Below are 24578 nucleotides of genomic sequence, written 5' to 3' on the forward strand. Positions count from 1 at the left end.
GGACGCCGGCGCGGCGTCACCGCAGGCGGCCGCGCAACATAATGGACGCATGAGCGGCAAGCGGGTGGCACTGGTCCTCGGCTCGGGCGGAGCGCGAGGCTACGCCCACATCGGCGCGATCCAGGTGCTGGCGGAGCGGGGCTACGAGGTCGTCGCCGTTGCCGGCAGCTCGATGGGGGCCCTCGTCGGCGGCCTCCTCGCCGCCGGCAAGCTGGAGGAGTACACCGAGTGGGTCACCACCCTCTCCCAGCGCGACGTCCTCCGCCTGCTGGACCCGGCCCTCAGCGGGCCGGGGGCGATCCGGCTGGAACGCGTGCTCGCCCGCATGAGCGAGATCCTCGACGGCGCGCTGATCGAGGACCTGCCGATCCCCTACACGGCGGTGGCGACCGACATCGGTGCCCGCCGGGAGGTCTGGTTCACGTCCGGGCCGGTGGACGTGGCCATCCGCGCGTCCGTGGCCATCCCTGCGCTGATCACGCCGATCATGGTCAACGGCCGGCTCCTGGTGGACGGCGGCGTCCTCAACCCGGTGCCGATGGACCCGGTGATCGGCGTGGACGCGGACCTGACCGTCGCGGTCAACCTCAGCGGCGAGAAGGGACGCCCTCCCGGGACGCCGACCAGGGAGAGCTCGGCCCAACGACCCCCGACGGAGTGGCTCGACCGGTTCCTCAAGGGCGCGTCGGGGGTGTGGGAGAACGACTTCGTCGCCTCGATCCTCGCCCGGTTCGGCAAGGGTCACAACGCCGAGGACCACACGGCAGCGCCGGCCTTCGAGCCGCCGCCGCCGGGCCTGGGCATCGCCGACGTGACCGCCATGTCCCTGGACACGATGGGCGCCCTGATCACCCGCTACCGTCTCGCCGCGATGCCACCCGACGTGCTGGTCAGCGTCCCGGGGGACGCGGCCAAGGCCATGGAGTTCCACCGGGCGGAGGAGCTCATCGCGCTCGGCCGGACCCTCACCGAGGCCGCGCTCGACGAGGCGCGGCGAGACGACCTCGACGAGGCGGGAGCCATCCCCGCACTGGAGCCGGCGCCGGTGGGCGACGTGCCCTGACCTGCCAGCGCGGACGCGCAGTGCTGTGCCGTCCGAGGGCTCAGGCGGCGCCCACGTCGTGCAGGTGGTGGCGCAGGTCGTGGAGCATGTAGCGGCCGAGGGTGTCGAGGGTGAAGGCAGAACCGTTGCTTCGGGTGCCGGGACGCGACCACTCGTGCTCGGCCACGTCCGTCCAGCCGGCGGCGTTCTCCTGTGCGGCGTCGGCGATCTCCGACGACACCGTCGCCGGGTCCTGCTCCCAGTAGCGCTCCTCCAGGGCGGTCGCGTCCTGGTCCCAATTCGGGAACACAGGGTTGTCCTGGGTGCGGATGAGCGCCGCGCGCCCGGTGAAGATGCGCAGCACGTCCCGCACGTGGCACCCGTACTCCAGCGGTGACCACACCTGCGCTGCGGGGCGGGTGGCGACGTCCGGCCGCGCGAGCACCTGCGCCCAGGCCGACGTCGACTCGAGCACGAGCCGGGGCAGGTCGTGGGCGTCCACCGACGCGGCGGTGTAGCCGCACTCGGGGCACGCGCGGTCGAGGACGAACGTCCAGTCCTTGTCGTCCGGTTCGGGGGCCTTCGGCGTCTGCATCGGCTCAGGATAGGCACGCGACGGCATGCGCAACACCACCTGACCGGAGTCGAGGTCGAGGGGTTGCGGACCCGTCCCGCCCTTGTCGGCCTCGACCACGAGCATCTTCTCGAGGTCCTTCTGCTCGCGGGTGTGCCGCAGGCCGGGGTTGAACAGCTCGAAGAAGTCGCTCATGCCCGGTTCAACGCTGGACGAGCTCGGCAAACTCCGCCACGCGGTGCAGCGCGATGCCCTCGCGCTGCTCGTCCGCCAGCTGGTGGTGCGAGCTGGGCGAGATCATCAGCAGCGGCGTCATGCCGGGGTCGCGGGTGTAGATCGTGATCTGGAGGCCGCGCGTGGGCTGCTCGTAGGGCAGCTCCGTGGCCAGCCGTCCACTGAGCGGAGCCGAGGCCGCCCGGTTCGGGTCGCTCCAGGTGTGGGCGATCGCCGCCATCGAGGTCTCGTCCACCTCGACCCAGACCGACCACACGAAGACGTCCGGCTCGGGAAGGGTGACGGGCAGCTGGATGTGGCCGCGGATGAAGTGCCGCGTCTCGCCGCGGAACGGCATGATGCACACGTCGGGGGTCAGCTCGGCCTCCAGGCGCTCGCCCGCCGTGACCGACATCCAGTCGTCCGGGGCGGAGGTGCCGAGCACCCGGGACAGGTCGCGATGGACCTGTCGGCACACCTCGCAAGGCATACCCGTACCCCCAATGACCGGGACCATGGGGCCAATCCTCCACCCCGGGGAGGCGTCGCGTGGCGAAAGCCTCGAATTGTTACCCGTGGGACCGCGTGGCCTCTGGCGGGTCGGCGTGTGGGATTGCCTGCCACGTCCGGAGCGCTCCCACAGAGCCCGCCCAGGTCGCGGGCCGGATCGCGGCCGACCGCCGGCGCGGGTTAGGTTGGCAACCATGCAGCTGGGCGTCGACTTCGGAACCACCCGCACCCTGGTCGCGCGCGCCGACCGGGGCAACTACCCGGTGGTCGCCTTCCTCGACACCGACGGGGACGCCCAGGAGTACTTCCCGTCGCTGGTCGCACTGCGCGGCTCCCGGCTCGTCCACGGCTTCGAGGCCGTCGCCGCCGTGCGGGACGGAGCGCCGCACGTGCGCTCGGTCAAGCGACTGCTCGGGCAGCCGTCCGCCACCGCCACCACACCCGTGGTGATCGGGACGAAGACCTTCGGGCTCCTCGAGGTGCTCACCGGGTACCTGACCGCGTTGCGGACGGCGCTGGGCAACGCGTCCAACATCGCCGGGGAGTTCCGTGCCGCCACGAGCAAACGGACCGTGGTGTCGGTGCCCGCCCACGCGCACGGGGCGCAGCGCTTCCTGACGCTCGAGGCGTTCCGCCAGGCAGGCTTCGACGTGGCCGGGCTGGTGAACGAGCCGTCCGCCGCCGGCTTCGAGTACAGCCACCGGCAGGGGCGGACGCTGACCTCCCGACGCAACCAGGTGCTCGTCTACGACCTGGGCGGGGGCACCTTCGACGCGTCCCTGGTGGAGGTGGCCGGGACCCGGCACGACGTGGTGGGCTCGGTCGGGGTGAACCGCCTCGGCGGCGACGACTTCGACCAGGTGCTCGCCGAGCTGGCGCTGGAGGCCGCGGGACGGCCGTCCGTGCCCGCCGCGGAGCGCGCCGCCCTGCTGGAGGAGTGCCGGGAGGCGAAGGAGCGGCTCAGCCCCCAGTCCAAGCGGATCACCGTCGAGGTCGCCGGCGCCCCGGTGACGGTGTCGGTCGCGGACTTCTACGCTGCGACGGAGGGTCTCGTGCTGGCCAGCCTGGAGGCGATGGCGCCGCTGGTGTCCGAGCTGGCGGACGAGATCGACCAGCTGAGCGGCCAGGTGGCCGGCATCTACCTCGTCGGGGGTGGCAGTGGCCTGCCGCTCGTGCCGCGGCTGCTGCGCGAACGGTTCGGACGCCGGGTGCACCGCTCGCCGTACCCGGCGGCGTCCACGGCCATCGGGCTGGCGATCGCCGCGGACCCGGCGTCCGGCTACTCGCTGACCGACCGCCTCTGGCGGGGCTTCGGCGTGTTCCGCGAGCTCGACCGGGGCCGGGCCATCGGGTTCGACCAGCTCGTCGACCGCAACACCGCGCTGCCGGCGCACGGCGAGCTGGTGGTGACCCGGCGTTACCGGGCCGTCCACAACGTCGGCTGGTACCGGTTCGTCGAGTACGCGGACGTGGACGCCGCCGGCGAGCCGAGCGGTGACCTGGCGCCCATCGCCGAGGTCCGGTTCCCCTTCGACCCGTCGCTCCAGGGGCGTGCACGGCTCGACCACGTTCCGGTGGAGCGCTGGGGACACGGTCCGACCGTCGAGGAGGCCTACCGGATCGACCCGAACGGCATCGTCAGCGTCCGCATCACCGACACCTCGACGGGCTACAGCCAGGTCTACGGCCTGGGCAGCGGCAGCTGACCGCTCCGCCGGCGACCCGCTCCGCCGGCGACCCGCTCCGCCGGCGCCCCCCGCCAGACCCGCTCAGCCAACCCCGCTCACCGTCGAGGGCCAGCGTTATGGCCGAGGGCTCGTGCACAGGTGCTGGCCCTCGACGCTAAGGCTGGCCCTAGGTGCTGGAGGCTGGCCCTCGGTGCTGGAGGCTGGCGCTCGCGTGGGAAGGCTGGCGCTCGCGTGGGAAGGGCCCTCGCGTGGGAAGGCTGACCCTCGCGTGGGAAGGCTGGCTGACGGCGGCGGACGGGTCCCCGGATCAGGGGAGCTCGACGACGTGGCGGGCGCCGCGGTGGCGGAAGGTGAACTTCAGGCGGGTCCACTCCGGCGGCAGGGCGGGGTGGACCTCCCAGCCGTCGCGGGTGAGGGTGAGGCCGGCGAACCCGAAGACGACGGCCTGCCACAGGCCACCGGCTGACGCGCCGTGGATGCCGTCCGACGCGTTGCCGCGCACGTCCTCGAGGTCGGCGCGGGCTGCCCGAAGGAAGTGCGTGTACGCCGTCGCCGGCTCGCCGGCCCTGGCCGCCACCGCGGCGCTGACCGCCGGCCCCAGGCTCGAGCCGTGCTCGTGGTCGGTGCGCACGTCGTAGTACGCGACGTTCGCCCGCAGCGACTCCTGGTCGAACAGCCGTGGCAGCTGGAACGCCAGCATGAGCACGTCCGGCTGCTTGATGGTGCGCGTGTGCTGGACGCCCTCGATGCCCAGCAGCGACTGCATGGACGCCGACCGGGACGGGTTGCGCAGCCGCGCCAGGTCCACGTCCCCCAGGTCGAAGTAGCCGGCGAACTGCTCGATGACGCCCCCCTCCACGCGCCCGCGGACGATCCCCGCAGCCACGCGCGCCCACCGCTCCCGCTCCGCAGCGTCGATGCCGAGGGACGCCGCCAGGGCCGCCGCCCGCCCGGGCACCGTGCGCTCCAGCCAGACCAGCACCCGCTCGGCCGTCGACAGGTGCCAGGCGGCCACAGCGTTGGTGTAGGCGTTGTCGTCGACGTGCTCGTGGTACTCGTCGGGCCCGATCACGTCCCGGTAGTGGAAACCGCCCGCGTCGTCCGGCTCGGCGCGGGAGGCCCAGTACCGGGCACCGTCCAGCAGCAGCTCTGCACCCTCGCGGCGCAGGAACTCGTCATCGCCGGTGGCCCGCCAGTACAGCATCACCGCCAGGGCGATGTCCGCGGTGATGTGCAGTTCGAGGTCGCCGGTCCAGATGCGGACGCGGCTGGCCGGGTCGGCCGGGTCCTCCAGCCACGGAGGGGTCACCTCCTGGCCCGTCCCTGCGCTCTCCCACGGGAACTGCGCGCCGGCGAACCCCCCGGCGGCGGCCTTCGCGCGGGCGCCGGCGAGGCGCCGGTGGCGGTAGGCGAGCATGTTGCGGGCCACGTCGGGCTGGGTGAAGGTGAAGAAGGGCAGCATGAACGACTCGGTGTCCCAGAACACGTGGTGGCGGTACCCGTAGCCGGACAGGCCCTTCGCGCCGATGCTCGCGTCCTCGGTGAACCGCGGGGCCGCACACACCAGCTGGAACAGGTTGAAGCGCACGGCGAGCTGCGCCTCCGGGTCGCCGTCGATCTCGAGGTCGCTGTCCGCCCAGACCTGGCCCCATGCCGCGCCGGAGGCGGCCAGGGCCGAGGCCCAGCCCAGCCCGCCCAGGCGCTCGGACACCTCGCGGGCCAGCGCCAACGGCAGCTCGGTGTCCAGGCCGGGCACGATGCCGACCGAGCGCACGATCTCGACCGGCTCGCCGGCGCGCAGCCGCAGCCGGTAGTCCCCGGACGGCGCGCCGTCCGCGTCGCCCGGAGTGAACGCCGCGGGCTGGGACACCGTCGTCCGGACGACGACCGCCACGGGAATCCCGGTCGCCCGGGTGACCGTGACCAGCGTGATGCCGTCCTCGCTCGCCGACTGGCCGACAAGGCGCCAGTGCAGGAGGCCGGTGTTCTCGACGTGCATGCTCGCCCCGACCCGCACCCGGAGGTCGGCCTCGCCCCCGGCCAGGCGGACGGTGGTGCGCAGCATCGCGCCGTGGGGCTCGACAAGGCTGATGAACCGCTCGTGCCGGACCGCCAGCTCCGCATCCGCGTCGGCCGGCCAGGCGAACTCGCGCGCCAGCAGCCCGCTGCGCAGGTCGAGCACCTGGCGTCCTGACGCGCCCTCCTCCTCGCGCACGCGGCGGCCGTCCAGCCACAGGTCGAGGCCCCACCACCGCGGCAGGCAGGCAAGCTCGGTGGCGTGGACGGGCATGTCGTCCCACACCCGGTGCATGAACGAGCCGGCCAGCTCCTGCGGGTGCCCCTCCTCCAGCGAGCCGCGCAGGCTGAGGTTGCCGTTGCCGATCGTGAAGATGGTCTCCCGGTGGCTGAGGCGGCCGGGGTCGGTGTCGGTGGACGACACCTGCCAGCCGGCGGCGTCGGTGCCGGTCAGGGCGACGGGACGGCTACCGGTCATTGCTCACTCCCAGGGGTCGGGCCCATCGCGGGCACAGCGGGCTGGCAACGTCTCCACCGATGAAACCAGCCCCGCGGGCCCGCTTGACGAAGGACTCGCCGGGATGGTGATACTGGCGGGCGCCCGGGGTACCGGGCGCGCGAGACGGAGGGCCGGCCGATGGGGGACGGGGCGGCGCGGCTGGAGGGCCGTCCGACACTGGGCAGCCTTGCGCGCGAGCTGGGGGTGTCCCGCCAGACCGTCTCCAACGTGCTGAACAATCCCGAGCTCGTCACCGAGAGCACCCGCCGTCGCGTGCTCGCAGCCCTCGAGGGCACCGGCTACCGGCCCGCCCCGGGACGTCGCGTGCCGCACACGCAGCGCCCGATGGCCATCGCCCTGCGCCTCTACCCGGCCGGGGACGGGGTCAACGGCACCCTGATGGACCGGTTCACCCACCGCATCACCGAGTACGCGCAGCAGCGCGGCTACCGGATCAGCCTGCTCAGCGCCCGCGACGCGGCCGACGAGGTGCGGCTGCTGTCGGAGCTCCACCACGACTGGGCGATCGACGCCGCCGTCCTCACCGACACCTACGCCGGGGACCCGCGTCCGGGCCTGCTGGTGCAGCGCAGCATCCCCTTCGTCGCGTTCGGACGGCCCTGGGGTGACGAGGCGGCCACGCACTCGTGGGTGGACGTGGACGGGCGCGCGGGCACCCTCGCCGCGACGTCCCACCTGCGCGCGCTCGGGCACACCCGCATCGGCTACGTCGGGCCGGAGGCGCCCGGCGTCTGCGACGACCGGCGCAGCGGCTGGCGCGACGGGGTGGCCGGCGCCGGACCCGACCCCGAGGACCTGCAGGAGGTCGTCGCGTTCGACACCGCGCGGGTGGGCGCGGAGGCCGCCCGGCGGCTCCAGGCGCGCGGCGCGACCGCCCTCGTCTGCGGCAGCGACACGCTCGCCTTCGGTGCGGTGACCGCCCTGCGGCGGGCGGGGACGACCCTGCCGGTGATCGGCTTCGACGACACCCCGGTCGCCCGCGCGCTGGGCATCTCCAGCGTCGCCCAGCCCGTGGAGGCGGCGGCCCAGCGCCTGATCGACATCCTGCTCAGCGAGGGCCCGGCGACCAGGCCGCGCCAGGTGCTGCTCGAACCGCACCTCGTGCTGCGCAACCTGGAGCCGTTCGTCTCCTGAGGCGACGGCGCTCAGTCGGGAAGGGGGAGGGGGTCGACGTCCACCTCGACGGTGAGGCTGGAGCTCCCGGCCTCGGTGAACACCACGCCGCGCAGGGGGGAGACGTCGGAGAAGTCACGGCCCCAGGCCGTCACGATGTAGCGCGAGTCGGTGAGGTGGTCGTTCGTCGGGTCGAGGTCCACCCACGTCCCGCCGGGCACCGCGACGGCCGCCCACGCGTGCGTGGCGTCCGCGCCCTGGAGCTTCTCCCTGCCCGGCGGGGGTGCGGTCTCGAGGTAGCCGCTGACGTAGCGGGCCGGCAGCCCGGCGGCGCGCAGGCACCCGACGGCGAGGTGGGCGAAGTCCTGGCAGACGCCCTGGCGCAGGTCCAGCAGCTCGGCCAGCGTCGTGCGGACCGAGGTCGCCCCCTGCGCGTAGCGGAAGTCGTGGTGGATGCGGTGCACCAGCGCCCCGACCGCCTCGCCCAGGGGGCGTCCGGGCGCCAGCACCTCCGCGGCGTAGGCGCGCACGGCCGGCCCCAGGGCCACCAGCGGGGACGGCAGCGTGAACTCCGCCCACTCCACCGGGTCGGTGGTGCGGGCCAGCTCGTCCGCGGCGGCGGACACCGTCCACTCGTCCAGGGCGGCGAGGTCCGGGACGGCCCGGTCCACCTCCACCACGCTCGTCGCGGCCACGACGAGCTCCCGGGTGGGCGTGCGGCACTCCAGGTACACCGACGGGTTCCCGAAGTAGTCGAGGTGGGTGGTGACCACCTCAGAGGGCGGGGTGGCGACCACCTCGGAACTGATCACGACCTGGCCGGGCACCTCCCGGGGCTGGAGCAGCCCGCGGTTGTAGCACGCCTCGAGCACGTCGTCGTAGGTGTAGCGGGTGACGTGGCGCACCCGGTAGCGGCGCCGTCCGGTGACGATCATCAGCCCACCTGCCTCGGGGTCGACCAGGTGGCCTCAGCCGTGCGTCGGCTCGCCTGGCGGACGAAGTGGCGCGCCGCGATCCGCTGGCCCAGGGAGGTCAGCGCGGCGGCCAGCTGCCCCAGCCGGGCGTCGGCGTCCGCGGGTGCGGCGTCCGCGACGGCGTCGAGGCCGGCGAGCAGGGCCTCCGCCTGCCCGGCCAGCGGCTCGTCCCCGGCCAGCCGCAGGTCGGAGGCGAGCGCGGCGAGCTGGTGGGCCACCGAGCGCGGGTTGGCCGCGTCGTGCACCAGCAGCGGGCGCACCGACTCCGCAGCGGTCGCCGGGCCGGTGCCGGCTGCCGCGCGGCGGCGATGGGTGATGATGCTCTCGCAGGCCCGCAGCACGGCGTCCGCGACGAGCTCCGCGCCGGGGTCGCCGGGACGGTCCAGCAGCGTGTGCCGCAGCAGCGAGACGGTGTGCCGGGCACGCTCCAGCCTGCTGCCCGCGTCGAGGAAGGCCCAGGACGAGTCCCGCACCATGCTCTGCGCCATGATCCCCGAGTAGGCGAGCAGGGATTCCAGCACGTCCGCCAGCAGGGGTTGCAGCGCCTCGTCGTCCGCCGGGCGCGCGGCGAGCGTCCGCTCCAGCCGGCTGAACACGCTCCAGATGTCCACGCTCATCAGGTCGCGCACCTCCTGCGCCTCCGCCGCCAGCCGGCGGGCGCTGTGGTGCACCCCGCCGGACGAGGCGGGGTCGAGCGCGACCCGGGTCAGGTAGCCCAGCGCCGACTCGGCGTACCAGCGCTCGACGGAGGTGATGCGCGAGACCGTGTCGACCAGCCGGGCGGACGCCGCAGCCCCCGTGGTGCCGGGACGCGAACCGAAGTCCTCGGCGAGGTCGTCGGCCACCTTCACCAGGCGGGCCGTGCCCTCGGCCCGCTCCGCGAGCGCGCCGATCGTCATCAGGGTGCGCGCCACGCGAGGCGGGACGGCAGACTCCCGGGGGGCGACCGCCAGGCGGCGCCGGACGCGCTCCGGCTCGGCCTTCTCCGTGGCCGCCGCCGGTACCCAGACGTCCTTCGCCAGCGTCCCGGCGGCGCTCGAGACCGTGCGCTCCCCCACCGCGGACGCGACCCGGCCCAGCCCCCCGGGGAGGAAGTGGTAGGAGTCGGCGGACGCCGCCCCGAACGCGCGCAGCACGAAGCGGCGCGGCTCCAGGCCCGACGGGGTGACCACCGGGGCCGTCGACAGCTGGACGGGCTCCTGCCCGCACCACGCCCACGGCTCCTCCCGGATCCGGGCGGCCAGCTCCTCCCGCTCGGCGGCCGTCAGCCGCCACCCGTAGCGCACCGCGGCGGCGCCGCTGCGGGCGACCGGCTTGACCACGAGGTGGTCCAGGCCGGACAGCACATGGCTGAGCTCCGCGGGCGTGCCGCACCACCACGTGCGCGGGGAGTCGAGCAGCAGGTCCTCGCCCAGCAGGGCGCGGGCCACGGGCTGCAGGTGGGCGATCAGGGCGGGGTTGTCCAGCACGCCGGCGCCGACCGGGTTCACCACGGTCACCGCCCGCTGCCGCGCGGTCTCGATCATGCCGGGAAGGCCCACCTCCGAGTTGCCGCGGAACTCGAGCGGGTCGGACAGCAGGGCGTCGACCCGGCGCAGCACCACGTCCACGGGTTCCAGGTCGTCGCCGGCGCGCAGCCACACCCGTCCCCTGCTCACCACGAGGTCGTCGGCCTCGGCGAGGGGGAAACCGAGCATGGTGGCCAGCAGGCCGTGGTCGTAGGCGATCTCGCTGCCGGACCCGGGCGACAGCAGGACCACCCGCGGCGTCTCCGAGCCGCCGGGGGCCGCGTCGAGCAGCGCGCCGGTCATCGCGTGGAAGAAGCCGCGCAGCCGCGCGAGGTCGCTGGTGCGGTGCAGCCCGGCCAGGACGCGGCTGACGATCCGTCGGGTCGCCATGGCGTAGCCGGCGCCCGCCGGCGCCTGCGTCCGGTCGGAGATCACCCGCCAGGCGCCGTCGGCGTTCCGCCCGAGGTCGGTGGCGGTGAGCACGAGCTGGCGGCGCTGCGCGGGGTCGAGGTGGTCGGCGGGACGGATGAACCCCGGGTGCGACAGCACGGCTGCCGGTGGCAGGACGCCGCTGCGCAGCAGCGTCCGCGTCGAGTACAGGTCGGTGAGCACGGCGTCCAGGAGCACAGCTCGCTGCACCAACCCGCGCTCCAGGGCGGCCCACTCGCCCGCGTCCAGCGGCAGCGGCAGGGGGTCGACCAGCCACGGCTCACGGACGCCGGAGTGGGCGGCGCCGTAGGTGATGCCCTCGTCCTCGACCAGCCCGGACGCCTCCGCGCGCGCCGCGAGCAGGCCGCCCAGCCCCATGGCCTCAATGGTCGCGGCGAGCGCTTCTGCGTGGGGGCGTGGGCCGGCGTCGGTGATCAGCTCGTCGACCCCGGCGCGGGCGGGATGGCGCCGGTACGCGTCCAGCAGCGCGCTGCTGGTCTCGGACAACGGCACGGACATGGCCGACACCATACCCACGCGATGGGCCGCGGCGAGGGCGTCCGTCCACGCCTGCGGCGGCGCCCATGCGCCGAGGTCCGCGGACGGGTCAGGAGATGAAGGTGACCCCCGCCAGGGCGACCCGGAACCCGTTGCCGGTCTTGGTGTTGGCGCAGGTGACGCCGACCTTCTCGCTGGCGCAGACGTAGTTGCCCTTGCGCAGCGCGCGGCCGTAGGGCAGCACGGCCATCTTCTGGCCGTCGTAGGTGACCGACGGCAGGCCCTTGCCCTTCCACCAGCCGACGTACATCCCGTTGGTCTGCGGCAGGGCCTCTGCGCCGCCGCTGCAGAAGTAGTCGGCCTTGGAGATCACCGAGACGCCGGTCACGTCGAGGTCGGCACCGGGGCACACCTCCTCCGACGGTGGCACCTTCGACATGTCCATGCCGAAGGGGAAGTGGCACAGGGCGTTGTCGGCGTAGATCGCGCACCAGATGCGGCCGGTGGGGCTGGCGAAGTGGGCGCTCTCGTAGGCGTTGGCGTTGATCGCACCCGACACCGACGGCACGGTCGGCGCGGTCGACGACGGCGTCGCGCTCGGCGTCCCGCTCTCCGACGCGCTGGTGGTCGGGGTCGCGCCCGTCGGGGTGGCCGACTCCACGACGATCGGGCCGGGCGACCACGCCGGCGCCGGGGTGCACCCGGCCAGGAGCAGCAGCGACAGCCACACGAGGGCACCGCGTCGCATCGGGAACCTCACTTCCGAGGGGGCCTGCCGACAGTGTGCCGCGCCGGGCGGCCCGGCGGCCACCGATCGGCCCCGACGCGCCGCGGCGGCGCACCCGGCCGGGCCGGGGCAGAATCGTGGGGTGGGCGAGGGAGGACAGCGGGCGCTCGTGCTGGGCAGCGGCGGCGCCACCGGCATCGCGTGGCAGGCCGGGGTGCTGGCCGGGCTGCGGGACGCCGGCGTGGAGCTCGACGCCGGGCTGGTGGTCGGCACCTCCGCCGGCGCCGTCGTGGCCGCGTGGCTGACCGCGACCGGCGACCTCCCGCCGCTGGACGTGCTCGGGACGGGACGCGCCGGGCGGCTCGGGCTCGCCCCGCTCGCCCTCGCCGGCGCCCAGGTGTTCCCCAGCCGCCGGCATGCGCTGGCCTGGCTGGGCGAGCGCGCGCGGCGCGCGTGGACGGCCCGGGCGGAGCGGGACTGGGTCGGCCGCTTCTCCGCCCTGGCCGGACGCCCCTGGCCCGCCGGGCTCGTCGTCGTCGCCACCGACGCGGCCACCGGTCGTCCCGCCTACCTCACCGGGCGTGCGCCGGTCGACCTCGCCCGCGCGGTCGCGGCGAGCTGCGCGGTGCCGGGGGTCTTCCCCGCGGTCACCGTCGCCGGACGGCTGCTGTTCGACGGCGGCCTGCGCTCGCCGGCGAACCTCGACCTCGCCGACGGGGCGGACGCGGCCGTCGCCCTCGCCCCGCTGGCGCCCTCGGTGCGGGCGCACCGGCGCCCGGCGAACCAGGCCGCGGCGCTGGCAGCGTCCGGCACGCAGGTGCTGCTGCTCGAACCCGACGCGGCCGGACGGCGGGCGATCGGCCTCGACGTCCTCGACACGTCCCGGGGACGGGAGGCGCTGGAGGCGGGCCGTGCGCTCGGGCTGCGACGCGCCCGGGACGTCCCCCGGCGCTGGTCGCGCGGCGACTGAGACCCGGGCTGCCCGCGCCGTGCCGCCAGCGAATAGAGTTCCAGAACGCCCATGCACGACAGGGAGGCTCGATGTTCCGCAAGATCCTGGTCGCGAACCGGGGTGAGATCGCCGTCCGCGCGTTCCGCGCCGCCACAGAACTCGGGGTGGCCACCGTGGCGGTGTTCCCCTACGAGGATCGGCACGCCGAGTACCGCCTGAAGGCCGACGAGTCCTACGAGATCGGCGAGCACGGGCACCCCGTCCGCGCCTACCTGGACGTGGCCGGCATCATCGAGGCCGCGCGCCACGCGGGCGCGGACGCGATCTACCCCGGGTACGGCTTCCTTTCGGAGAACCCCGACCTCGCCCAGGCCTGCGCCGCAGCGCGCATCACGTTCATCGGCCCCAGCCAGGGCGTCCTCGAACTCACCGGCAACAAGGCGCGCGCCATCCAGGCCGCCCGCGAGTCGGGGCTGCCGACCCTGCGCGGGTCGGAGCCGAGCAAGGACGTCGACACCCTCGTCGCCGCGGCCGGGGAGATCGGCTTCCCGCTGTTCGTGAAGGCGGTCAGCGGCGGTGGCGGACGCGGCATGCGCCGGGTCGACGACCCCGAGCTGCTGCCGGCAGCGCTGGCCGAGGCCATGCGCGAAGCCGAGTCGGCCTTCGGCGACTCCCGGATGTACCTGGAGCAGGCGGTGATCCGCCCCCGGCACATCGAGGTGCAGGTGCTGGCCGACGGCACGGGCGAGGTGATCCACCTGTTCGAGCGGGACTGCTCGGTGCAGCGGCGCCACCAGAAGGTCGTCGAGATCGCGCCGGCGCCGAACCTCGACCCGGGTCTGCGCCGCCGGATCTGCTCCGACGCCGTCCGCTTCGCCCGGCACATCGGCTACGTCAACGCCGGCACCGTCGAGTTCCTGCTCGGCGAGGACGGCAGCTACGTCTTCATCGAGATGAACCCGCGGATCCAGGTGGAGCACACCGTCACCGAGGAGGTGACGAACGTCGACCTGGTCAGCTCGCAGATCCGGATCGCGGCCGGCGAGACCCTCGTCGGCATGGGCCTCACCCAGGACGCGATCCAGGTGCGCGGCGTGGCCCTCCAGTGCCGCGTGACCACCGAGGACCCGGCGAACGGCTTCCGTCCCGACACCGGGACGATCTCGGTCTATCGCACCCCCGGCGGCGCCGGCGTCCGGCTGGACGGTGGCGTCGTGTTCGCCGGCTCCGCGGTGAGCGCGCACTTCGACTCGATGCTGGTGAAGGTCACCTGTCGGGGCAGCGACCTGCGCAGCGCGGCCCGCAGGGCCTACCGGGCACTGACCGAGTTCCGGGTGCGGGGGGTGTCGACGAACATCCCGTTCCTCGAGGCCGTCATCTCCGATCCCGACTTCCTCGCCGGCAACACGTCCACGTCCTTCATCGACGAGCGCCCCCACCTGCTGCACTACCACATCCCCGCCGACCGCGGCACGAAGCTGCTGACCTACCTGGCGGAGGTGAGCGTGAACCGCCCGCACGGCGAGGCGCGGACGCGCCTGCGCCCGCAGGTGAAGCTCCCCGTCCTGGGGAAGGACCTCGCCGCCGCGCCGCCGCCGTCCGGCTCGCGCCAGCACCTGCTCGAGGTGGGGCCCGCCCAGTGGGCGGCCGACCTCCGCGCCCAGGTGCCGGTGGCGGTCACCGACACCACCTTCCGCGACGCCCACCAGTCGCTGCTGGCCACGCGGGTGCGCACCCGCGACCTGCTGCACGTCGCCCCGGTGATCGCCCGGACGCTGCCGCAACTGCTCAGCGTCGAGGCGTGGGGCGGGGCCACCTACGACGTCGCGCTGCGGTTCCTCAAGGAGGACCCGTGGGACCGTCTCGACGCGCTGCACAAGGCCATGCCCAACCTGCCGCTGCAGATGCTGCTCCGCGGCCGCAACACGGTGGGCTACACGCCGTACCCGCTCGCGGTGACGAAGGCGTTCGTGCACGAGGCGGCGGCGTCCGGGCTGGACGTGTTCCGCATCTTCGACGCGCTGAACAACGTCGACCAGATCCGTCCGGCGATCGAGGCCGTGCTCGAGACCGACCACGCCGTCGCGGAGGCGGCGCTGTGCTACACGGGCAACATGACCTCGCCGGGCGAGACGCTCTACACCCTCGACTACTACCTGCGGCTCGCCGAACAGCTGGTCGAGGCGGGGGCGCACGTGCTCGCGATCAAGGACATGGCGGGCCTCCTCCGGGCGCCGGCCGCGGCGAAGCTGGTGACCGCGCTGCGGTCGAACTTCGACCTGCCGGTGCACCTGCACACCCACGACACCGCGGGCGGCCAGCTCGGCACGCTCCTCGCCGCTGTCGACGCCGGGGTGGACGCGGTGGACGTCGCGGCGGCGTCCATGGCCGGGACGACGTCCCAGGTGTCGATGTCCGCCCTGGTGGCCGCACTGGAGGACACCGAGCGGGACACGGGGCTGAACCTGCGCGCGGTCACCGCGCTGGAGCCCTACTTCGAGGCGGTCCGCAAGCTGTACGGGCCGTTCGAGTCCGGCCTGCCCGGCCCAACCGGGCGGGTCTACGTCCACGAGATCCCGGGCGGCCAGCTCTCGAACCTGCGCCAGCAGGCCATGGCTCTCGGCCTGGGTGACCGGTTCGAGGCGATCGAGGACATGTACGCCGCCGCGAACCGGATCCTCGGCAACATCGTGAAGGTCACGCCGTCCTCGAAGGTCGTCGGCGACCTGGCCCTGGCGCTGGTCGGACGCAAGGCCGACCCGGCCGACTTCGAGGCGCACCCGGAGAAGTACGACATCCCCGACTCGGTGATCGGCTTCCTCAACGGCGACCTCGGCGACCCGCCCGGGGGGTGGCCGGAGCCGTTCCGCACGAAGGCGCTCGCCGGGAGGGCGACGAAGCCGGTGGTGACCGAGTTGTCGGACGAGGACGCGGCCGAGCTGGCGTCCACCCCCCGCCGGACGCTGAACCGGCTGCTCTTCCCTGGCCCGCTGCGCGACTACGAGGAGGCCGTCGAGGCGTACTCGGAGCTGTCGGTGGTGCCGACCGTGGAGTTCCTGCACGGCCTTCGCCAGGGCGAGGAGGTCGAGGTCGAGCTCGAGCGCGGCAAGTCGCTGCTGCTGGGCATCTCGGCGATCGGCGACCCGGACGACCGCGGCATGCGCCAGGTGATGTGCACGGTGAACGGCCAGATGCGGGTGGTCACCGTCCGCGACGAGTCGGTGACCTCGACCGTCGCGGTGGCCGAGCGGGCGAACCCGTCGGTTCCCGGCCAGGTGCCCGCACCGTTCGCCGGCGTGGTGACGCTCACGGTGGACGTCGGAGACGAGGTGTCGGCCGGGCAGCAGGTGGCCACGATCGAGGCGATGAAGATGGAGGCCTCGATCACCACCCCGGTGTCGGGCGTCGTCCGGCGTGTCGCGATCGGCCACGCCCAGGCCGTGGAGGGCGGCGACCTCCTGGTCGAGATCGGCTGACGCGGGGGGCCCATACGGGCCCGCGCGCGGGTCCGCGCCCCCGCGGCGTCCCACCCGTCCCACCCGTCGCCCGCGCCCCCGACTGCAACTCCCGCTACCGGAATTCCGGTAGCGGGAGTTGCAGTCGGGGGCAAACGGCGGTCTGGGGGCGGGACGGGGGTCAGGCCGTGGCGGGCTTGCAGTAGGTCGCGCTGCCGAACCCGAGGATCAGGAGGCCGATCACGGAGAAGATCACCAGCAGGAAGAACGACCACCCGCCGCCCTTGCCGAAGGCCGCGCCCAGCTTTGATGGCCACGACGATCGCGATCACGAGGTTGACCACGGGGATCAGCAGCAGCAGGAACAGCCACCGGTTGAGCCCGGCGATCCGGAACAGGACAGAGGTGTCGTGGAACGGGACGATCGACGCCCAGCCGGGTTCGCCGGCCTTGGTGAGGATCTTCCAGAGGGCGACGACCGTCAGCACCGCGAGGATGAAGCTGGTGATGGCGGCGGGCAGGCCCGCGAGCGCGGCGTGGAGTCGGGTCCGGGTGGGACGCGCCGTCCCACCCGTTGCTCCCGCCCCCGAGCGCAACTCTCGCTACCGGAATTCCGGTAGCGAGAGTTGCACTCGGCAGCAAACGCGGGTTGAGGGGGCGGCGGGTTGAGGGGGGCGGGGGTGCGGGTGGCGTGTGGCCGCTCTCGATCAGCCGGGACGGAAGGCGGAGCCCATGTGGGCGTCGTCCGACATCGGGAGCTTGCCGGACCGGGCGGCGGCGAGCAGGGCGGCGTGGTCGGCCTCGGTCTGGTCGGCGTAGCGGCGGGCGAAGGTCGCGAGCGCGTCTCCCGCGGCAGCACCGTCCCCGAGGTAGCCGGCGATCATCGAGGCGCCGGACGTCCGGGCGTGGCCCTTCGCGAGCAGGTGGCCGACGATGCCGGCGTAGTCGGTCAGCGCCTCCTCCCGGATGGCGTTGAGCGGCACGGTGCCCTTCATGTTCCGGAACTGGCGGACGTAGTACTCGCGCCCCTCGATCGTCGTCCAGCCCAGCAGCGGATCGCTCACGGTCTGCAGCGCCTGCTGGTACTCCACCACCCGCTGGCCCTGATGGGCGTGCCACGCGTCGTCGCCGTGGACGAAACGGGCCAGCACCGAGCGGCGGGCCTCCTTCAGCTGGAGGAAGAGCACGTCGTCCGGCGTCGACCCGACCAGCAGCACCACGTAGGCACGCAGCCCGACCGACCCGACGCCGACCACGCGGTGCGCGACGTCCTCCACGGTGTAGCCGGCGACGACCCGTCGCCAGTGGGGCGCGAGGGTGGCCAGGTAGTCGTCCAGGCCGGCCGCGATCGCCGCCGCCTCCGCCTCGTCCACCGAGGTCGTGATCGGGGGCTCGGGGATGATCCGGCGGTGACCGTCCACCTCCCCGGTCAGCTTGGGCAGCACCCGGTCGCTGGTGCGCTTCCGCGCGGTCCGGGCCGCACGCTTGATCTCCGCCCGGAGGGTGGCGTCGGCCACCGAGGAGTGGAGGCTCGAGACGTCCAGCCGGTTGTAGGAGCGGGCGAGCAGCGGTTGCGTGGCCAGGCCGGCCACCTCGGCCGCGTACGCCACCACGCACGAGCGCACGGACGCGCCGCAGGAGTCCTCGCTGTAGCCGTTCTCGCGCCCGGCCACCCAGACGCTCGCCACCAGCCGACGCAGGTCCCACTCCCAGCCGCCGGGGTGCGCCTCGTCGAAGTCGTTGAGGTCGATCACCTGCGCGCCCTCGGGCGACCGGTAGAAGCCGAAGTTGCCCAGGTGCGCGTCCCCGCAGACCACGGGGTGGATGCCGGTCGACGGCAGGGACGCCACGTCCGCGGCCATCACGACCGCCGACCCGCGCAGGAACCCGTACGGCGAGGTGGCCATCCGGGCCACCCGGATGCCGACCAGGTCGGGGACGCGGCCCACGTGGCTCATCGCGATCAGGGCGATCGGGTCGAAGCGCGCCGAGCTCTCGGCCCACTCGCCGAGCCGCTGGTAGGGCACCTGCTCGCGCAGCGCCCGCCCGAGGGCGAACCGCTCCTCCCTGCTGGGCGGGGCCTGGCGGACGGACCGGAAGCCGGTGGCCGTGGTGGCGGGCAGCACGCTGTGGGACATGGTTCCTCCTGCTCGGCCATCTTGGCCTCCGGCGGGCTCCGCGGCCAGCCCCTCGCGGCGGCGCGGGACGGCGTGGGTCGGATGCGCGCGACAGACGGCCCGTCACCGGGACGGCCTTGCCGCGTGCGGCACAGTGGTGGCGTGAGCGAAACCTGGCCGAGCCCGCCGATCCCCACCCCGTCCCTGGTGCTGCGCGGACGCCGGTTCGACGCCGGGCACCCGGCGGTGATGGGCATCGTCAACCGGACTCCCGATTCCTTCTACGCCGCCGCGCGCTACACCGACCTCGGCCCCGGCCTCGCCGCGGTCGACCGGCTGGTGGCCGAGGGCGCCGACCTGATCGACGTGGGCGGGGTGCGGGCAGGGCAGGAGGGCGAGGAGGTCGGTCCGGCGCAGGAGATCGAGCGCGTGCGCCCGTTCCTGCTCGCGGTCCGCGAGCGCCACCCGTCCCTGCTGCTCAGCCTGGACACCTGGCGGGCCGAGGTCGCCACGGCCTGCGCGGACGCGGGCATCGACCTGGTCAACGACACGTGGGCGGGAGCGGACCCCGAACTCGTGGCGGTCGCCGCGGAGCTGGGCGCCGGCTATGTCGTCTCGCACACCGGCGGGCTCCCGCCGCGCACCGATCCGGTCGACATCAGTTACGGCACCGACCCCGACGACGTCGTCCGTGACGTGCTCGCCGTGCTGGCCGACGGCGCGGCCCGCGCGGTCGCGGCCGGCGTCCCGGCGGAGCGGGTGCTGGTGGATCCGACCCTCGACTTCGGCAAGACCACCCGCAACTCGCTGCGGGTGCTCGCTGCGACGGGGGCGATCGCCGCGTTGGGCTACCCGGTGCTGCAGGCGCTCAGCCGCAAGGACTTCGTCGGAGAGACCCTCGACCTGCCGGTCGACCAGCGGCTGTTCGGCACGCTCGCCGCGACCGCCGTCGCCGGCTGGCTGGGCACGGTCGTGTTCCGGGCACACGACGTCGCGGCCACCCGCCAGGTGGCCGACATGGTGGCCTCCCTCCGGGGGGACCGCCCGCCGGTGGTCGCCGTCCGCGGCGAACCGCGAGCCTGACCGCTGCGCGGTGGCCGGCGCGGGCGGCATAGGCTGCCCGCGTGGACCTCAAGGACCTGCGCAAGAGCTACGAGCACGGCAGCCTGGACGAGGCGGACGCCGGCGGCGCACCGCTGGCGCTCTTCCAGCGCTGGCTCGCCGACGCCGTCGCCGCCGGCGTGCCCGAGCCGAGCGCGATGACGCTGGCGACCGTCGGCGAGGACGGTCGGCCGTCCACCCGCGTCGTGCTGCTCAAGGGCGCGGACGAGCGCGGCCTGGTGTTCTTCACCAACTACGGCAGCAGGAAGGGACGCGAGCTCGCGGCCAACCCGCACGCCGCGCTGCAGTTCCACTGGCCGGAGCGGGAACGGGTGGTGCGCGTCGAGGGCGTGGCCGAACGGACGACCGCGGAGGAGTCCGACGCCTACTTCGTGACCCGCCCGCTCGACTCGCGGATCGGCGCGTGGGCGTCCCCGCAGAGCGAGGTGATCGCGAGTCGCGGCGTGCTGCTGTCCAACGCGGCGAAGGCGTCGGCGCGGTACGGGCTGAACCCGCCGCGCCCGGAGCACTGGGGCGGGTTCCGGGTGGTGCCCGACACCTGGGAGTTCTGGCAGGGACGCCGCAGCCGCCTGCACGACCGCGTCCGCTTCCGCCTCGCGGACGGTTCGTGGCTGAAGGAGCGACTCGCGCCCTGAGCACGTTCGGCGGCTGGCCGGACCGAGGGCCGGACGGCGCGGCCGGCCGCTGCCGGCGGCGTGGCACGATCCGGGCATGAGCAGGGGATTCCAGCTGGCCGAGCGGTTCTCGGGCGTCACGACGTCACCGGTGCGCGACATCCTCGCGGTGGTCAACCGCGGGGACGTGATCTCGTTCGCCGGCGGCATCCCGGACGGCTCGCTGTTCGCCCTCGACGACTTCCGTGCGGCGTTCGACCACGTGCTGTCCACCCAGGGTCGCCGCGCGCTGCAGTACGCGTCCACCCAGGGTGAGCCCGAGCTGCTGGAGCAGGTCGCCGCCCGGATGGCCCGGCAGCTGCCGACCACCCCCGACCAGGTGCAGGTGACCAGCGGTTCGCAGGAGGGTATCTTCCTCGTCGGCCAGGCGCTGCTCGACCCGGGCGATGTCGTGCTGGTCGAGCAGCCCACCTACCTGGCGGCCGTCCAGGCGTTCAGCCTCGCCGGCGCGCGGCTGGTGGCCGTCGCCTCCGACGACCACGGGATGCTGCCGGACGCCCTGGACGCGGCCATCGCCGCGCACCGTCCGCGGTTCGTCTACCTGATCCCGACCTTCCAGAACCCGACCGGCCGCTCGATGCCCGCCGCGCGCCGGCGGGAGGTGGCCGACGTGCTGCTGCGCACCGGCGTCCCGCTGCTCGAGGACGACCCGTACGGCGAGCTGCGGTTCGAGGGCGAGGCGGCCGCGCCGCTGGCCGCGCTGCCCGGCATGGGCGCCCAGACGGTCCTGCTCAACTCGGCCTCGAAGGTGATGGCCCCCGGGGTGCGGATCGGGTGGCTCCGGGCGGAGGGCCCCGTCCTGCGCGCGGTCGAGGTCGCCAAGCAGGCCGTCGGGCTCCAGTCGGCGGTCACCGACCAGCTGGCCGTCGCCCGCTACCTCGCCACCTGCGACCTCGATGCCCACATCGCTCGCGTCGTGGACGTCTACCGCGAGCGCAGGGACGCGATGGCCTCCGGCCTGGCGTCCCGGCTCCCCGCGGGCGCGGAGGTGACCAGGCCCGAGGGCGGCATGTTCCTGTGGGCCCGGCTGGGTGGTGGCGCCGACACCGCCGTCACGCTGCCGGCGGCGGTCGACGCGGGTGTCGCCTACGTGCCGGGCTGGCCGTTCTTCGCCGCCGAGCCCGACCGCTCGACGATGCGGCTGTCGTACGTCACGAACGCCCCGGACGTGATCGAGCGCGGCCTGGACCGGCTGGCGGGCGCGCTGGGCTGGTGACGCCGGGCCTAGGGCCGGCGGCGGAAGAAGCGGGGGCGACGCTCAGGCCAGGCGGGAGCGCAACGTCGCGACGAGGTCGGTGACCGCTCCGCCCGCCCGTCGCGGGATGACGTGCGCGGCGTCCGGGCCGGTGTAGACGAACACGTGGTCGTCGGTCTCCACGACCCGGGAGATGCGTGACCAGGGGACGTGGGTGCTGCGCCGGCCGGCGAGGATCGTGAGGCCGTCCTCGTCGAGTTCGAGCCGGCGGGTCGTCCCGGTCTGCTCCAGCGCCACGCGGGCCTTCGTGCGATAGCGGCGGGCCAGCAGCCACTCGCCCGCCCGTCCGCGCTGCCACTCCCACCAGCCCACCGCGGCGCCGACGAGGACAGAGACCAGCTCGGCCGCCCCGGCGAGCTCCAGCAGCCGGGACAGCAGGAACGGCAGGGTCGCCACCGCGAACATGGCCAGGTACGCCGCACCGCCGACGAGCCACGCGCCCACCAGGCGCATCCGGGCACGCCGCGGATCCTCCTCGCCGGACGCCTTCGCCTGCCAGGCGGCGAACGCGACGAGGTCGTCCACGGTCAGGGTGAACTCGACCACGCGCAGAGGCTACCCGCTCGTCCGGGCGCGCTCACACCCCGGGGACGCCGAGCGCGCGCAGCCGGGAGCGCAGGTGGCCGTAGGTGTCCGTGCCGGCGAAGTGGACGGCCTGGAGGCCCGCGCGACGGGCCCCGCGGACGTTGACGGCCATGTCGTCGACGAAGACCGCCTCCGACGGTGCGATGCCGAGTGTCTCGACGATGTGGGTGAAGAACGCAGGGTCCGGCTTGGCCAGGCCCACCTGGAAGGAGTGGAACTGGTGGTCGAAGTGCTCGTCGTAGGGCAGGTTCGCGAGCATGAAGCCGCCCCGGTAGCTCTGCTGGTTGGTCGCCAGCGCCGTCGTCACCCCGGCCGCCCGGACCCGGTCGACGAGGTCGAGCATCCGCTCGTCGAGTTCCACCCGGTACCAGACCTGGAGGATGTCGTCTGCGGTGCAGTCCCGGCCGTCACGCTCGAGCAGGGCGGTGAGGAGCTCGCGCAGGTCGGCCTGCCCGGTCAGGGTGGTCTTCTCGTGGCGGAAGGCGTCCGCGACGAACCGGGGCCCGCCGAGGCGAGCCATCTCCGTCAGCCAGCCCGCGTGGGGGTACTGGGTGACGCCGTCGGCGTCCATCAGCAGCGCACGGACCCTCGGGCGGTCGCCCACCGAGGGATCGTGCGTCCTGGCGTCGTCCCGGTCCACCTCAGCCGACGGCGGTCGGGGCGGGACGCGGAGCCGGGTTCTCGATCTGTTCGACCGAGCGGGCCGCGCCCTTGTCCGCGCTGAGGGCCATCGCGGCGTAGACCCGCAGCGCCGGCGACACGTGGCGCTCGCGGTGGGCGGGCTTCCAGCCGAGCTCGTCACGCCGCGCCCGTCGCTCGGCGAGCGTGGTGTCGTCCACCAGCAGCGTCACCGAGCGGTCGGGGATCGAGATCTCGATCAGGTCGCCGTCCTCGACCAGGCCGATCGTGCCCCCGGCAGCGGCCTCGGGCGAGACGTGGCCGATCGACAGGCCGGACGACCCTCCGGAGAAGCGGCCGTCGGTGATCAGCGCGCACTGCGGGCCCAGCCCCAGCCCCTTCAGGTAGGACGTCGGGTACAGCATCTCCTGCATTCCCGGGCCGCCCTTGGGCCCCTCGTAGCGAACCACCACCACGTGGCCGGGCTTGACCCGCTTGCCGAGGATCGCCTCGACGGCCTCCTCCTGGCTCTCGGTGACGATCGCGGTACCCCGGAACGTCCACTGGTCGGCCGGCACGCCCGCGGTCTTCACGATCGCGCCGTCCTCGGCCAGGTTGCCCTTGAGGATCGCCAGCCCGCCCTCGACGGTGTACGGGGTCGCGACCGACCGGATGCAGCCGTTCTCCGCGTCGGTGTCGAGGGTGTCCCAGCGGACGGTCGAGGAGAACGGCTCTGTCGTGCGCACGCCGCCGGGGGCGGCGTGGAACAGCTCGACGGCTTCGGGCAGCGGGCTGCCGCCGCGGATGTCCCAGTTCGCCAGCCAGGTGGCCACGTCGGGGGAGTGCACGGCGTGGACGCCGCGGTCGAACAGGCCGCCACGGTCGAGCTCGCCCATGATCGCGACGATGCCGCCGGCGCGGTGGACGTCCTCCATGTAGTACGACGTCGTATTCGGCGCGACCTTGCACAGGCACGGGGTGGTGCGCGACAGCGCGTCGATGTCGTCGGAGTCGAAGTCGACGCCGGCCTCGTGCGCAGCGGCCAGCAGGTGGAGGACGGTGTTGGTGGAGCCGCCCATCGCGATGTCGACCCGCATCGCGTTCTCGAACGCGGGCTTGGTGGCGATCGCCTTCGGCAGCACCGAGGCGTCCTCCTCGTCGTACCAGCGCTTGGCCAGCTCCACCACGAGCTTCCCTGCGGTGGTGAACAGGTCCTTGCGGGCGGCGGAGGTCGCCAGCGTCGAGCCGTTGCCCGGCAGGGCCAGCCCGATCACCTCGAGCAGGCAGTTCATCGAGTTCGCGGTGAACATGCCCGAGCACGACCCGCAGGTCGGGCAGGCGTTCTGCTCGATCTCGAGCAGCTGGGCGTCGGAGACGCTGTCGTCGACGGCCTTGTACATCGCGTCGATCAGGTCGAGGCGGGTCGTCGCCACCCCGTCCACGATGTGCGCCTTGCCTGCCTCCATCGCGCCACCCGAGACGAAAACGGTCGGGATGTTCAGCCGCAGCGCGGCCAGCAGCATGCCGGGGGTGATCTTGTCGCAGTTGGAGATGCACACCAGCGCGTCCGCGCAGTGCGCGTTCACCATGTACTCCACAGAGTCGGCGATCAGCTCACGGCTCGGCAGCGAGTAGAGCATGCCGGCGTGGCCCATCGCGATGCCGTCGTCCACGGCGATGGTGTTGAACTCCCGTCCCACACCGCCGGCCTCCGCGACGGCCCCGGCGACGAGCGCACCCATCTCCTTCAGGTGCACGTGCCCGGGGACGAACTGGGTGAACGAGTTGGCGATCGCGACGATCGGCTTGCCGAAGTCGGAGTCGACCAGGCCGGTGGCACGCCACAGGGCGCGGGCTCCGGCCATGTTGCGGCCGTGGGTGACGGTGCGGGAACGCAGTGCGGGCATGGGCCTACCTCGATTCAGGGAACGCAACCAGCGTAGTCCGCGGGATATTCCGGGTGAACGCTCCGGCCGGGGGCCGAGACC

18 protein-coding genes and 1 pseudogene are annotated in these 24578 nt (G+C 73.9%); 8 read left to right on the plus strand and 11 right to left on the minus strand.

Translation table 11 applies throughout. The features are described from left to right. The first annotated feature begins 49 nt into the window (after window positions 1-49). On the plus strand, window positions 50-1063 hold the full coding sequence (locus tag ACFQQJ_RS12235; protein WP_377106829.1) for a patatin-like phospholipase family protein: 1014 nt from the start codon (window positions 50-52) through the stop codon (window positions 1061-1063). 40 nt (window positions 1064-1103) lie between these two features. Here ACFQQJ_RS12235 and ACFQQJ_RS12240 read toward each other — a convergent pair whose 3' ends face one another. After that, on the minus strand, window positions 1104-1811 hold the full coding sequence (locus ACFQQJ_RS12240) for a DUF6191 domain-containing protein (RefSeq protein ID WP_377106831.1): 708 nt from the start codon (window positions 1809-1811) through the stop codon (window positions 1104-1106). 7 nt (window positions 1812-1818) lie between these two features. Further along, window positions 1819-2307, minus strand: a complete 489-nt coding sequence (locus ACFQQJ_RS12245) for a DUF2199 domain-containing protein (RefSeq protein ID WP_377106833.1) — start codon at window positions 2305-2307, stop codon at window positions 1819-1821. Between the two features lie 226 nt (window positions 2308-2533). On the opposite strand from ACFQQJ_RS12245, the gene ACFQQJ_RS12250 reads away from it, so the two are divergent. Next, on the plus strand, window positions 2534-4045 hold the full coding sequence (locus ACFQQJ_RS12250) for an Hsp70 family protein (RefSeq protein ID WP_377106834.1): 1512 nt from the start codon (window positions 2534-2536) through the stop codon (window positions 4043-4045). A gap of 289 nt (window positions 4046-4334) precedes the next feature. Here ACFQQJ_RS12250 and ACFQQJ_RS12255 read toward each other — a convergent pair whose 3' ends face one another. Beyond that, on the minus strand, window positions 4335-6521 hold the full coding sequence (locus tag ACFQQJ_RS12255) for a hypothetical protein (RefSeq protein ID WP_377106836.1): 2187 nt from the start codon (window positions 6519-6521) through the stop codon (window positions 4335-4337). A 159-nt stretch (window positions 6522-6680) separates the two neighbouring features. Here ACFQQJ_RS12255 and ACFQQJ_RS12260 point away from each other — a divergent pair, with 159 nt between their 5' ends. Further along, the gene (locus ACFQQJ_RS12260; protein ID WP_377106838.1) at window positions 6681-7697 is read left to right on the plus strand and encodes a LacI family DNA-binding transcriptional regulator; all 1017 of its coding nucleotides are present in this window, start codon (window positions 6681-6683) and stop codon (window positions 7695-7697) included. An 11-nt stretch (window positions 7698-7708) separates the two neighbouring features. Here the strand turns inward: ACFQQJ_RS12260 and ACFQQJ_RS12265 are convergent, their stop codons facing one another. From ACFQQJ_RS12265 to ACFQQJ_RS12275, 3 genes are all read right to left on the minus strand, one after another. Continuing rightward, the gene (locus ACFQQJ_RS12265; RefSeq protein ID WP_377106840.1) at window positions 7709-8611 is read right to left on the minus strand and encodes a transglutaminase domain-containing protein; all 903 of its coding nucleotides are present in this window, start codon (window positions 8609-8611) and stop codon (window positions 7709-7711) included. Then, window positions 8611-11106, minus strand: coding sequence for a circularly permuted type 2 ATP-grasp protein (locus tag ACFQQJ_RS12270; RefSeq protein WP_377106841.1), 2496 nt, complete (start codon window positions 11104-11106; stop codon window positions 8611-8613). The genes ACFQQJ_RS12265 and ACFQQJ_RS12270 overlap by 1 nt, the downstream gene beginning before the upstream one ends. A gap of 88 nt (window positions 11107-11194) precedes the next feature. Next, window positions 11195-11833: a hypothetical protein gene (locus ACFQQJ_RS12275; protein WP_377106843.1), complete on the minus strand. Its 639-nt coding sequence runs from the start codon at window positions 11831-11833 to the stop codon at window positions 11195-11197. Window positions 11834-11954: 121 nt separating this feature from the next. Here ACFQQJ_RS12275 and ACFQQJ_RS12280 point away from each other — a divergent pair, with 121 nt between their 5' ends. Beyond that, on the plus strand, window positions 11955-12782 hold the full coding sequence (locus ACFQQJ_RS12280; RefSeq protein WP_377106844.1) for a patatin-like phospholipase family protein: 828 nt from the start codon (window positions 11955-11957) through the stop codon (window positions 12780-12782). A gap of 71 nt (window positions 12783-12853) precedes the next feature. After that, the gene (locus ACFQQJ_RS12285; RefSeq protein WP_377106845.1) at window positions 12854-16240 is read left to right on the plus strand and encodes a pyruvate carboxylase; all 3387 of its coding nucleotides are present in this window, start codon (window positions 12854-12856) and stop codon (window positions 16238-16240) included. A 287-nt stretch (window positions 16241-16527) separates the two neighbouring features. Here the strand turns inward: ACFQQJ_RS12285 and ACFQQJ_RS12290 are convergent. Both ACFQQJ_RS12290 and ACFQQJ_RS12295 read right to left on the minus strand, forming a co-directional pair. Next, window positions 16528-16707: pseudogene (locus ACFQQJ_RS12290) on the minus strand (DUF5684 domain-containing protein); the annotation flags it as partial. Between the two features lie 219 nt (window positions 16708-16926). Next, a complete protein-coding gene (locus ACFQQJ_RS12295; protein WP_377106847.1) occupies window positions 16927-18357 on the minus strand; it encodes a DUF2252 domain-containing protein in 1431 nt (476 codons plus the stop codon). A gap of 141 nt (window positions 18358-18498) precedes the next feature. Between ACFQQJ_RS12295 and folP the strand changes: the two genes are divergently transcribed. The 3 genes from folP to ACFQQJ_RS12310 all read left to right on the plus strand — a co-directional run bounded on the left by folP (window position 18499) and on the right by ACFQQJ_RS12310 (window position 21348). Further along, window positions 18499-19419, plus strand: a complete 921-nt coding sequence (gene folP, locus ACFQQJ_RS12300) for a dihydropteroate synthase (RefSeq protein ID WP_377106848.1) — start codon at window positions 18499-18501, stop codon at window positions 19417-19419. A 41-nt stretch (window positions 19420-19460) separates the two neighbouring features. Then, window positions 19461-20093 (plus strand): pyridoxamine 5'-phosphate oxidase, encoded by a 633-nt coding sequence (gene pdxH / locus ACFQQJ_RS12305; RefSeq protein ID WP_377106849.1) that lies wholly within the window; start codon window positions 19461-19463, stop codon window positions 20091-20093. A 76-nt stretch (window positions 20094-20169) separates the two neighbouring features. Beyond that, window positions 20170-21348, plus strand: coding sequence for a PLP-dependent aminotransferase family protein (locus ACFQQJ_RS12310; protein WP_377106851.1), 1179 nt, complete (start codon window positions 20170-20172; stop codon window positions 21346-21348). A 42-nt stretch (window positions 21349-21390) separates the two neighbouring features. Here ACFQQJ_RS12310 and ACFQQJ_RS12315 read toward each other — a convergent pair whose 3' ends face one another. From ACFQQJ_RS12315 to ilvD, 3 genes are read right to left on the minus strand one after another with little or no spacing between them, the layout of a single operon-like run. Next, the gene (locus tag ACFQQJ_RS12315; RefSeq protein WP_377106852.1) at window positions 21391-21933 is read right to left on the minus strand and encodes a YcxB family protein; all 543 of its coding nucleotides are present in this window, start codon (window positions 21931-21933) and stop codon (window positions 21391-21393) included. Window positions 21934-21964: 31 nt separating this feature from the next. Beyond that, window positions 21965-22576, minus strand: coding sequence for an HAD family hydrolase (locus tag ACFQQJ_RS12320; protein WP_377106853.1), 612 nt, complete (start codon window positions 22574-22576; stop codon window positions 21965-21967). 37 nt (window positions 22577-22613) lie between these two features. Then, window positions 22614-24497, minus strand: a complete 1884-nt coding sequence (gene ilvD / locus ACFQQJ_RS12325) for a dihydroxy-acid dehydratase (protein WP_377106855.1) — start codon at window positions 24495-24497, stop codon at window positions 22614-22616. Window positions 24498-24578: the final 81 nt, after the last annotated feature.

Source organism: Propionicimonas sp. T2.31MG-18, assembly GCF_964266745.1.
In the GTDB taxonomy this organism is placed as follows: Bacteria; Actinomycetota; Actinomycetes; order Propionibacteriales; family Propionibacteriaceae; genus Propionicimonas.